Consider the following 11,177-nt stretch of genomic DNA (forward strand, 5'->3'; position numbering starts at 1 on the left):
GAAATGATAAAACTAAATGAGTTTGTTATGAAAAAAAATATTATTATCTCATTCATATTTATATCAATTCTCGGACTTTCTGGCTGCAATTTAAACGAAGAATTAAACACAATCCCTACAGGATCAGTTTCCGAATTGATTTTTTGGCAATCAGAAAATGATGCACTGTTAGCAGTTAATGCAGCCTACAGGGAACTTGACGGAAATGGATTGGCATATTTGGCAACTACAACAGATATAGCTATGCATGCTCCCTCCGGCCCGCAAACATTGTATGATATCGCTGTGGGTACAATCGACCCAACAAATTATAATGTTAGCGATTATTGGGAACGTTATTGGATTGGAGTAAGAAAAACAAATGACCCAATCAATAATATCGACAGAATTGAAAATGGAGATGCAGAGTTGTTGGCAAGATTAAAAGCAGAAGCCAGGTTTCTTCGTGCGTATTACTATACCATGCTCACTACCTTGTGGGGTGATGTTCCACTCATTACCGAACCATTGGAGATTCAGGCTCAGGTAAGCCGCACCAGTAAATCGGACGTTGTCAATTTTATTATTGATGAATTGGATGCAATTGCAGGCACACTGCCTGTAAGTTATACCGGAGATGATATTGGAAGGGCTACACGTGGAGCTGCACTTGCATTAAAAGCAAGAATCGCTTTATACAATGAAAGGCATGAAGTTGCCCGTGATGCAGCTAAAGCCGTAATGGATCTGGATGTATATGAATTATACCCTGATTATGAAAAGTTATTTTGGTATGAAGGCAAGAATTCAAGTGAAGTTATTTTTGACCACCAGTATGCTGTAGGCTACGGATATACGAATTATATCAGCCGATCGGCATCGTCGCTTGGAGGAGGGTCAGGTATTGATCCATTAAGATCATATTTACTTTTACACGAGTATAAGGGGGAAGAAAATCCTGAAAATGAATATGAAAACCTGGATCCCCGTTTTGGGTATAATGTTTTTTATCCGGGAGCTGAAATGCCCAACGGTGAGATTTACGATTCAAGACCATCCAGTACAACGGCTGATAAAATTGGGTCGAGCGAATTTGCAACAAACTACGGATTCAATGTCAGAAAAGGTATTGACTGGGAAATAGATGGAACGAATGCAGAACAGTCAACAATTAATTTTATTCTGATTCGATACGCAGACGTTTTACTCATGTATGCGGAAGCAAAAATTGAATTGAATGAGTTGGATGATTCTGTTTATGATGCCATCAATCAGGTACGTACTCGCACGACAGTTGAGATGCCTGCAATAACCAGTGGTAAAACTCAGGATGAATTGAGGCAAATTGTCAGAAACGAACGTACTGTTGAATTAGCTTTTGAAGGGCTTCATTTGTTTGATATGAACCGTTGGGAAATGGGGGAAGAAAAAGCGCAGCCAGCGTTAGGAATAAGGTACAAAAATGAGAGCGGTGATTGGGTTATTGTGAACAGAAACTTAACCCGAAACTTTAGAGCTGACAGAGATTATCTTTGGCCGATACCTCAGGAAGAAGTTGAAGTAAATGCTAACATTGGACAAAATCCAAACTATTAGATTTTAGAAAGAAGGTTCTGATGAGGGATTTTTATTTGATTTCCTCATCAGAGCTTTAATTTAAATCTTTCTATTGTATCGTGTTGGTTGCTGTTACGCTACATGTTTTTTTAATCCTTATCATGTAGTGCGATATTAAATTGCTTCAAATATAAACCTGAAGCAATCAACGATGGGCCTGGAAATAGTTTTGCGAGTTGTAATATTAGATTTTCTTTTTATAAAATTTGGTTTATCGAATGTTGAATTTATGTGATATCCACATTGTTGTTTAATAAGCACAAATTGGGCTGTTTCTAATATTTAATTCAGGAATAAAGTAAGGTTGAAAAAACAGAAGTTGAGGGGCTGGAATCATTTTCAGGTGAATTTTTATAAAATAAAGTAAATAATATGAAATTTGATCGTAGAGACTTCATTGCCAAAACAACATTGGGAACCATTGGTGCAGCAAGTATTTTAGCTGCCTGCTCTTCAAAAAAAACAAAAACGGGAGAAATACAATTACCTGAATTATTGGATCAGGCTCCGGATGGGAAGATAATAAAAGCAGGACTTATCGGCTGCGGAGGCCGGGGAACAGGTGCTGCAATCAATTTCCTGGATGCCGGACCAAATCTCCAAATTACTGCTTTGGGTGACGTTTTTCAGGATAAGATAGACAGTTGTCGGGAAAAATTAAAAACGGAAAAAGGAGTGGAAATTGCCGATGAAAACTGTTTCTTAGGTTTTGACAGCTATGAAAAAGTAATTGATTCGGGCGTAGATCTTGTACTTTTGTGCACTCCTCCTCATTTTCGTCCGGAACATGTAGAAGCTGCAGTAAACGCACGTAAACATATTTTTATGGAAAAACCAATTGCTGTCGATCCTGTCGGAGCACGTTCGGTTATGGCATCGGCAAAAAAAGCTGAAGCCATTGGTTTATCGATGGTGAGTGGAACCATTCGTAGGGTACAAAAAGATTATATGGAAACACAACGGCGTGTGGCAAATGGCGAAATAGGTGAAATTACAGGGGCAAATATCATCAGAAATGGTGGTGCTTTGTGGTACCGTAACCGTCAACCCGAATGGAGCGACATGGAATATATGATACGCAACTGGGTAAATTTCTGCTGGCTTTCCGGAGACCATATTACTGAACAATTTATACATGAAATTGATGTAATGAACTGGCATGTTGACAAAATACCGGTAAAAGCGATCGGTTGGGGCGGCCGGCAACGCAGAGTAACAGGCGACCAGTACGACTTTTTCAGCATTGAATATGCCTACGATAACGGGATGCGCACCCACTGTGCAGCGCGCCAGATTAACGGATGCACAAACCAAAAAGTACAGCAAATAAACGGAACAAACGGATATGCCGATGCTGCCGGAATGATTTACGACTTAGAAGGTAATGAAATATGGAAATATCCTCATCCGGAAGAAGGGGATACAAACTCACAATGGAAAGTTACAAATCCGTTTGTGCAGGAACACATTAACTTGGTTACCTCTATCCGGGCAGGAAAGCCAATTAGTGATGCCGAAGCACAGATAAACTCAACACTTATTACAATAATGGGCAGAATTTCGGCATATACGGGCAAAGATGTAACATGGGAGGAAATGTTAAACTCTGATTTATACCTTGGACCCAAAACCTATGTTCTTGGCCCGGTGCCTGAAATAAAGGAAGAAATTCCGGTGGCTGGTGCACCTGCTCCGGGAAGTTTGTGAGATACCTTTTTTTAGAGTTCTTCAAATAGTAGAGAATTGAAGTAAGATACAGGTTCGACTGGTTTATAAATCGAAGTTTTTTGTGAAATGCTTTTATCGATTTTTTATAAAAGGTAAACCGGTAATTTTTTATCGAATAAACTACTTAATCTTCTTAAAACTGATAATATGAAATTCATTCTTGCATTTTTTTTTATTGCGTTTACAACGCTGTTTACTATGGCTCAAAACGAAAAATTGAATATTGTAGTAATAGGGGCTCACCCTGATGATGCTGATCTTAAAGCAGGAGGTACAGCTATTAAATTTGTCGAACTCGGGCACAATGTATTGTTTGTTTCACTTACGAATGGTGACGCCGGACATTATAAAACAGGAGGTGGTGCTTTGGCTAAAATTCGAATTGCAGAAGCAAAAGAAGCCGGCAAAAGATTTGGAGTAACCTACAAGGTTCTGGATAATCATGACGGAGAGCTGATGCCTGATTTACATGTGCGTTTGCAACTTATCCGTTTAATAAGAGAGTGGAATGCAGATGTGGTCATTGGCCCGCGCCCGAATGACTATCATCCCGATCACCGAAATGCTGCAATATTGGTACAGGATGCTGCGTATATGGTTATTGTCCCGAATGTAGCACCGGACACTCCTTCTTTGAAGAAAAATCCTGTATTTCTTTACGCCGAGGACAGGTTTCAAAAACCCTATCCTTTTCGCCCCGATATTGCGGTGGATATTTCAGATGTAGTTGATCAGAAAGTATTTGCTGTATCTGCTCATAAATCGCAATTTTTTGAATGGTTGCCCTGGGTTGACGGCTCTTTGGATTCTGTCCCGCCAACAGAAGAAGGGAAGTTGGAATGGCTTAAAAATCTTCGGATACACCAGGTTAAACCATCTGTTAAACAATCATTGATAAAATGGTACGGAGAAGAGAAAGGAAATAAAGCAGAAGTTGCCGAAGCTTTTGAAATATGCGAATATGGCAAACAACCCAATAAAGAAGATATTTATCGGCTGTTTCCCATGTTGAGGGAATAGTGCAAGGTGTTTAACCCAACAGAGATAAAAACAGAGAAAAGATTAATTATAACATTTTAAATTATGGCTCTAAAAAAAGAATTTGTTTTGGTATGTCTCATTATTTCCGTATTTCTGTTAGAATCAGGCATTTTAAAAGCTCAGGTTCAGGTGGCCACATTTGGAAAGAATATTAATTATGAAGATGTTCTTTCAGCAAAATTTAAAAAGGCAGAGCCTGTAAAATGGATCCAGGTGAATACCAACACCGATACATGGAAAGTTGACGGGAAAATTCTGAAATGTACAGGGCTCCCCATCGGCGTAATTCGCAGTGAAAACGAGTACGAAAATTTTATTATGCACATCGAATGGAGTCATCAGGAGGCAGGAGGTAATTCCGGGACATTTGTGTGGAGCAAAGCTCAACCTGGCGAAAATCGTCTTCCTGATGGCGTTGAGGTACAGATGTTGGATTTGGAATGGGTAAAATTGAATACCCGCGATGGTAAAGAACCGCCTGTTGCATATGTTCATGGCGAATTGTTTGGTGTTGGGGGAGTGGAAATAACTCCTGAAAATCCAAGAGGCAAGCGCAGTAAATCAAAAGAAAACCGGGTACTGGGGAAAAAGAAATGGAATACTTACGATGTTGTTTGTGTTGACGGTAATATAAAACTTTCAGTTAACGGTAAGTTTGTAAATGGTATCACTAATTCATCGCAGAAAAGGGGTTACATCTGTTTGGAAGCAGAGGGAGCAGAAATTCATTTCAGAAATATTCAGATTATTGAATTAGATTGATTTACACAGAGAAAGCTGAAAATTATTTTTAATAGTTAAAACCAAAAAGAATGAACAAAAACGGAATAAGTCGTCGTAATTTTCTTCAAAAGACAGCTATTCTTGGAGCGACCAGTATGCTAACTCCTGGATTAGTATCAGGATTAAAAGCAAACCCTGCATCAAGAATGGTAACAAACGATATATCTATTGCTCAGTGGTCATTGGTCGATGAAATCAGAAAAGGAAAGTGGAAAACACTTGATTTTCCAAAAGTTGCACGAGAAGATTTTGACGTCAATGGTATTGAATTCGTCAATACTTTATTTGAAGTTCCAACATTACACTATTTAAAAACACTGAAACAGAATGCAAAAGACTATGGCATCTCCATGGTGCTGATAATGGTTGACGACGAAGGGGAGACCTGCACCCCATCAAAAGAAGAGAGAAAGCAAACCGTAATAAATCATCAGAAATGGATTGACATTGCCAATTATCTGGGATGCCATGCAATTCGCACAAATTGTCGCGGACCAGAGAATGCTCCAAAAGATGAAGCCTTAAAATGGGCAACAGAAACATATAATATGATGCTAGAGTACGCGGTGCCTGCTAATGTTAGTGTTTTGATTGAAAATCACGGAAGGCTTTCTAACGATGCTGACTGGATGGAAGCTTTGATGAAAGAAGTCAACCACCTTTATTTTGGTTCTTACCCGGATTGGAGAGAACCTGGCCCTGAGTTTGACAACGTAAATTTTCTTCGTAAAATGTTGCCATACGCAGGTGGTAATTCCTATCGTAACCAACCAACGGAAGAATTAACGGCGCAAATGATTAAAATGTGTAAAGACGCCGGTTATCGGGGATGGTATGGGATTGAGTCAAGTGGACGCGAAGCAATCCATCAAGGTAGAGCATTGTTAAAAAAGTATTTGTGAAAACACTTATTGGTCGAATAGCGTTGCAAGTCCCTTCAAAGGAGGGATTTAAATATTATGGAGAAACCTCGAATTGAAGGAATTGTAAAATATACGATTAAGGTATTTTTAATAATAATAAAATTCTAAATATTATGGACTTATCAAGAAGACAATTTACGAAGATTGCCGGACTGGCAACCGTAGGAACAGTTATTTCATCGAATTCCGTTTGGGCCGCCAACAGCGACACATTGAAAGTAGGACTTATTGGATGCGGCGGTCGCGGGACAGGTGCTGCAGAGCAGGCTTTAAATGCTGATCCGAATGTGGTGCTTTACGCAATGGCTGATGCTTTTTCTGATCATCTGGAAGAATCATATAATTCATTGAAACAAAAATTTGGAGAAAAAGTACAGGTTACTGAGAATAAAAAGTTTGTGGGGTTGGAGGCGTTCCAAAAACTTATTGATTCGGATGTTGACGTGGTTTTGTTGGCTACACCGCCTGCTTTCCGTCCGGAACATTTGGAAGCAGCGATAAATGCAGATAAACATATTTTTTGCGAAAAACCATTTGCTGTTGATGCTCCGGGTTTACGCAGGGTAATGATGGCAGCAAAAAAAGCAAAGGACAAACAGCTTTCCCTTGTTTCAGGGTTTTGCTGGAGATACCATATCCCAAAAAGAGAGACATTTGGCCGTGTTTTAGACGGACAGATAGGAGAAGTAGTTGCAGCTGAAGCTACATATAACACTGGTGAATTGTGGTACAAAGAACGTCAGAAAGGTTGGTCGGATATGGAATACCAGTTACGTAACTGGCTTTATTACAACTGGCTGTCGGGCGATCATATTATTGAACAGGCCATACACAGTATTGATATGCTTTCGTGGGCAATGGGAGATGAGGCTCCTGTAAAAGTAAGCGGCACAGGCGGACGACAAAAACGTACAGACAAAAAATACGGCAATGTTTATGACCACTTTGGAATAACTTATGAATATTCAAATGGAACCAAAGCCTATGTTTTTTGCCGTCAGCAAACCGGAACTACCCCGTCGTATGCTGTTGAACTTACGGGTTTGGATGGTAAATGCCTTGTGGATTGCAGAACAGGATTACATGAAATAAAAGGAAAAAATCCCTGGAAATATGACGATGATACTAAATTTACAGATGAAAACGCTTATAAAAAGTCGAAAGTAAAAAATATGTATCAACAGGAACACGACGAATTGTTCGCTTCAATCAGAAGTGGAAAGCCTATGAATGATGGGGAATGGATGACTCGTTCCAATTTGCTGGCTATGGCTGGTCGAATGGCTGCTTACTCAGGAGAGACCATTTCATACGAACAGGCACTCTCTTCGATGGAAGTATTATTCCCGGGAGATATCTCGTGGAAAACCAAATACGACATTCCGATTGCCGTTCCGGGAATTAAAAAATTTAAATAGAAGGACCATGAACAGGAAAAATTTTATTAAATCGACAGCACTTTTGGCGGGAGCAGCGACAATACTTCCCTCCACACTGTCGGCAAGCGTATCGCAGATAGAGGGTGCAGGAAAAGTTACCCTGAAAAAAAGTCTTGGCTTTGGTATGATAAAAGAGGAGTTATCTCTGACTGATAAATTCAAACTGATAAAAGATTTGGGTTTTGATGGGGTAGAGTTGAACAGCCCAATTGATTTGGACAAATCCGAAGTGCTGGAGGCCAAAGCAAAGTCGGGTATTGAACTTCCAAGTGTGGTAAATAAAGATCATTGGAAAAAACCTCTTTCTGATCCCAATCCTGAAGTGCGAAAACAGTGTATCAAGTCAGTTGCCCAGTCGTTACAGGATGTAAAAGACCTTGGTGGCGATACTGTTTTAGTAGTACCTGGAGTTGTAAACGAAGAAGTGGATTATGAACAGGCTTACAATACAGCACTCGATTCCATTCGGGAATTAATCCCTTACGCAGAGAAAACGGGGATGCAAATTGCGCTTGAGAACGTATGGAATAATTTTTTAATCAGCCCGGTAGAAGCCAAACGATTCGTGGATGAAATCAATCATCCGTTAGTGGGCTGGTATTTTGATATTGGTAACATTATGCGCTACGGTTGGCCCGAACAATGGATCAAGACACTTAATTCGCGCATTATGAAACTTCACATCAAAGAATACAGTCGCGAAATGATGAATACGAAAGGGCTGTGGGAAGGTTTTAAGGTAAACCTGTTGGATGGAGATAATAACTGGCCGGTCGTAATGAAAGCAGTGAGCGAAATCAATCACCAGGGAGGTTGGTTAACAGCTGAAGTGAGTGGTGGAGACAGAACGCGTCTGAAAGATATATCAGAACGAATGGATAAAATTCTCGGATATTTGTAGTTTTAGGCTTAGTTAAACAGTGTGAGTACAAATGCCAGGGGGTGAAGCCCCTGGTATTTTTGTTTAATTTTTTACTATTATATGATAGATATTAATTTATGAGTATAAATAATCAAACTTCAAAGGTGGCCTTACCGGGTAGAGTAGTGTCTGTAGATTTTTTTCGTGGAATTACCATGTTTCTTCTGGCGGGTGAATCCACAAGATTGTTTGGACAGTTGCTGAAAATTGATAGTGGGTTTATGCAGTTTCTTGGAACACAACTCGAACACCACGAGTGGCACGGCCTGCATTTTTGGGATCTTATTCAACCGTTTTTTATGTTTATTGTGGGAGTAGCCATCCCATTTGCAGTTGCCAACCGGAAACGAAAAGGCGCTACCGATAAACAAATATTGTATCATGTTTTAAAACGTTCCTTTTTATTGTTGTTTTTTGGCTGGGGACTTTATTTTGTTGCCGCAGGCAGACTGGTTTTTCGTTTTCAGAACGTATTGGCACAATTGTCTGTTACATATCTGGTTGCCTATCTTATTATGAATAAAAGTTTTCGCTTTCAGATAATTTTCACACTGCTTATTTTACTTTTAATTGATCTCGCGTACCGGTATTTCCCGGTAGAAGGTTTTAACCATCCCTGGACAAACTACGAAAATTTAGGTGCCTGGTTCAACAACAAAATTGAAGGTGTAGATAAAGCCAGCGAGTGGGCTACGCTTAACTTTGTTTCAACAACTGCGCATACCGTTTGGGGAGTACTTTGTGGCAGGCTGTTGCAAAGCGACAAAAAACCGATAAAAAAAATACAGATTTTAACGGTAGCTGGAATAGCTGCTTTACTTATTGGCTTTTCTCTTGACTGGTTGAATGTAACGCCAATTATTAAAAAGATAGCAACTTCTTCTTTTGTATTTGCAAGCGGAGGCTTGACCATTCTTGTTCTGGCATTTTGTTACTGGCTCATTGATGTCAAAAAACTTTTCCAAAAAGGTTCGTTGTTTTTTATTATTGTGGGAATGAACAGCATTTTTATTTATATGTTTTTTCATCTTGGAGGATCTGGTTGGATTCAGGAAATTTTAAATCCGTTTAGCGAACTTCTGTTTTCTTGGGGAGGTGAATTAGTTGTCGGAATCATAACAAGCCTGGCAACCTGGGCAGTACTTTGGTATATCACTTTTTGGCTTTATAAAAACAAGGTATTTGTTAAAATCTAGTCGAGATGACAGGTTCTTCCCGACGTAAATTCGTAAAAAAAACAGTAAAGGCTGCTGCCGGAGCATCAATACTTGGCAATATGCAAATCATTAGTTCCTGTACCTCAGGGAAAAATGCTTCCGATGGATTGGAAATATTTATTCCCATGCCTGTTCAGGTGGTAATCGACGATGTTGGCTGGTGGTCAGGGACAGATGGAAGCGAGTGGCAGGAGCCATATCGTACAGGTATAAATCGAAATCATGTTCCAGCAGATTATCAGGCCATTGTTGAGCTTGGAAAATCTTTGGGGATTAGACCGCAGGCTGCCACTATTTTATGTGAGTGGGATAAGTATAATATTTTGAGTCAACTTCCTACCAGCACCTGGATGGGAGAAAAATGGGATAATTCAAAATGGGTTGGCGACTGGCTTGATGAAGCTGCTGAAATCATCCGTAATAATAAGGAACACTTCGAATTAACAGTTCACGGTATCGGTCATGAATATTGGGAAAACGGAGCTTTTACACGAGCAGAATGGACGGATTCAAACGGGCAGATGCGTCCTGCAGTGCAAGTTGAATTGCATCTGGATTATTTTGAAAGATTGATGAAGCAACACAATCTGGGGTCATTTCCCAAATCATTTGTACCTACTGCATTCAGGCATTCGTTCGGACCGTCGGAGGGAAGGAAAATTAGCCTGGCATCCCTACTCAGAAAAAGAGGGATAAATTACATTAATAGTCCGTTTGAGTCAATGTATAATTCACACCGAATCCAACACAAACTTTTTGGATTTGATGATGACGTAATTACTATCGACAGAGGTAAAGATGAGTTTCCATGGTTAACTTTTCCCGGAAATCCTTCTAAAGGATTAACAAGCCCTACATGTGGTTTGCATTGGCCCAATATGTTACATCCTGAGCCTGAAAGAAACTTGGAAGTGGTTCAAAAATGGGTAAACTATTTAAAACCCTATAATGAAAAGCCTGAAATGATGTTGGCTCCTGATTCTTTTTGTTTTCAGCAACAATTAGTCCATCATTCACTTACCAAGACTGAGTTAAAAGGTAATTTAATTATTTTTGATTTTTCTGAAACAGATAAGCTTCCGAATAGAATAGGAAAAGAAGGGCTAATTATTAAAGTACAAACAAATAAGCCTGTTCAGTTTAAGTCAAATGGAATAATAATAGAATCACAGTCTTCCGTTCAAAATGAAAAGTATTTGTTCACGCTTAAGCTAAGACGAATAGCTAATTCAAAAGGTGCACAGATTATTTTAAGTCGGCTCATGTGATTGATATCTTCAAACGAGTGAATAAAATCGATCGCATCTGTTTTCAATAAAATTTGTTGTGTTCAATAATATCCTTTACAAGTTGACATAGCTTAAATGATGAAAACATCTTCCAAATTATGTCAAAAAACTATTATAAAAAGTCAAAAAATACATGTTTTGCTAAATCGTTTAAGCAGATATTTGCTGTGGATGGATTTTTATTTTCTTTATGTTAAAATATCAACTGAGTTTCGGTTATTAGGATTTAAGAAACAACT

The 11,177-nt window shown here is 39.2% G+C and carries 9 protein-coding genes; all 9 read left to right on the forward strand.

Annotated elements, in window-relative coordinates; all coding sequences use genetic code 11:
- Positions 1 to 27: 27 nt before the first annotated feature.
- The 9 genes from K5G00_RS23090 (at position 28) to K5G00_RS23130 (ending at position 10,917) form a co-directional block, all read left to right on the forward strand.
- The gene (locus K5G00_RS23090) at positions 28 to 1,575 is read left to right on the forward strand and encodes a RagB/SusD family nutrient uptake outer membrane protein (protein WP_238768839.1); all 1,548 of its coding nucleotides are present in this window, start codon (positions 28 to 30) and stop codon (positions 1,573 to 1,575) included.
- Between the two features lie 393 nt (positions 1,576 to 1,968).
- A complete protein-coding gene (locus K5G00_RS23095; RefSeq protein ID WP_238768841.1) occupies positions 1,969 to 3,303 on the forward strand; it encodes a Gfo/Idh/MocA family protein in 1,335 nt (444 codons plus the stop codon).
- Between the two features lie 168 nt (positions 3,304 to 3,471).
- Positions 3,472 to 4,344 carry a PIG-L deacetylase family protein gene (locus K5G00_RS23100; protein ID WP_238768843.1) on the forward strand — a complete coding sequence of 291 codons (873 nt, stop codon included), beginning with the start codon at positions 3,472 to 3,474 and terminating at the stop codon, positions 4,342 to 4,344.
- A gap of 63 nt (positions 4,345 to 4,407) precedes the next feature.
- On the forward strand, positions 4,408 to 5,127 hold the full coding sequence (locus K5G00_RS23105; RefSeq protein WP_238768845.1) for a 3-keto-disaccharide hydrolase: 720 nt from the start codon (positions 4,408 to 4,410) through the stop codon (positions 5,125 to 5,127).
- Between the two features lie 50 nt (positions 5,128 to 5,177).
- Entirely contained in the window at positions 5,178 to 6,050 is an 873-nt protein-coding gene (locus K5G00_RS23110; protein WP_238768847.1) for a sugar phosphate isomerase/epimerase family protein, read from the forward strand.
- A 134-nt stretch (positions 6,051 to 6,184) separates the two neighbouring features.
- On the forward strand, positions 6,185 to 7,489 hold the full coding sequence (locus tag K5G00_RS23115) for a Gfo/Idh/MocA family protein (RefSeq protein WP_238768848.1): 1,305 nt from the start codon (positions 6,185 to 6,187) through the stop codon (positions 7,487 to 7,489).
- A 7-nt stretch (positions 7,490 to 7,496) separates the two neighbouring features.
- Positions 7,497 to 8,411, forward strand: coding sequence for a sugar phosphate isomerase/epimerase family protein (locus tag K5G00_RS23120; RefSeq protein WP_238768850.1), 915 nt, complete (start codon positions 7,497 to 7,499; stop codon positions 8,409 to 8,411).
- A 98-nt stretch (positions 8,412 to 8,509) separates the two neighbouring features.
- The gene (locus K5G00_RS23125; RefSeq protein WP_238768852.1) at positions 8,510 to 9,628 is read left to right on the forward strand and encodes an acyltransferase family protein; all 1,119 of its coding nucleotides are present in this window, start codon (positions 8,510 to 8,512) and stop codon (positions 9,626 to 9,628) included.
- Positions 9,629 to 9,633: 5 nt separating this feature from the next.
- Positions 9,634 to 10,917, forward strand: coding sequence for a hypothetical protein (locus tag K5G00_RS23130; RefSeq protein ID WP_238768854.1), 1,284 nt, complete (start codon positions 9,634 to 9,636; stop codon positions 10,915 to 10,917).
- Positions 10,918 to 11,177: the final 260 nt, after the last annotated feature.

Source organism: Maribellus maritimus (assembly GCF_022267315.1).
GTDB classification, from domain to species: Bacteria; Bacteroidota; Bacteroidia; order Bacteroidales; family Prolixibacteraceae; genus Draconibacterium; species Draconibacterium maritimum.

Coding starts and splice junctions, on each gene's coding strand:
- K5G00_RS23105 (WP_238768845.1), top strand. CDS start 4,408: ATGGCTCTAAAAAAAGAATTTGTTTTGGTATGTCTCATTATTTCCGTA.
- K5G00_RS23115 (WP_238768848.1), top strand. CDS start 6,185: ATGGACTTATCAAGAAGACAATTTACGAAGATTGCCGGACTGGCAACC.
- K5G00_RS23130 (WP_238768854.1), top strand. CDS start 9,634: ATGACAGGTTCTTCCCGACGTAAATTCGTAAAAAAAACAGTAAAGGCT.
- K5G00_RS23095 (WP_238768841.1), top strand. CDS start 1,969: ATGAAATTTGATCGTAGAGACTTCATTGCCAAAACAACATTGGGAACC.
- K5G00_RS23110 (WP_238768847.1), top strand. CDS start 5,178: ATGAACAAAAACGGAATAAGTCGTCGTAATTTTCTTCAAAAGACAGCT.
- K5G00_RS23125 (WP_238768852.1), top strand. CDS start 8,510: ATGAGTATAAATAATCAAACTTCAAAGGTGGCCTTACCGGGTAGAGTA.
- K5G00_RS23090 (WP_238768839.1), top strand. CDS start 28: ATGAAAAAAAATATTATTATCTCATTCATATTTATATCAATTCTCGGA.
- K5G00_RS23120 (WP_238768850.1), top strand. CDS start 7,497: ATGAACAGGAAAAATTTTATTAAATCGACAGCACTTTTGGCGGGAGCA.
- K5G00_RS23100 (WP_238768843.1), top strand. CDS start 3,472: ATGAAATTCATTCTTGCATTTTTTTTTATTGCGTTTACAACGCTGTTT.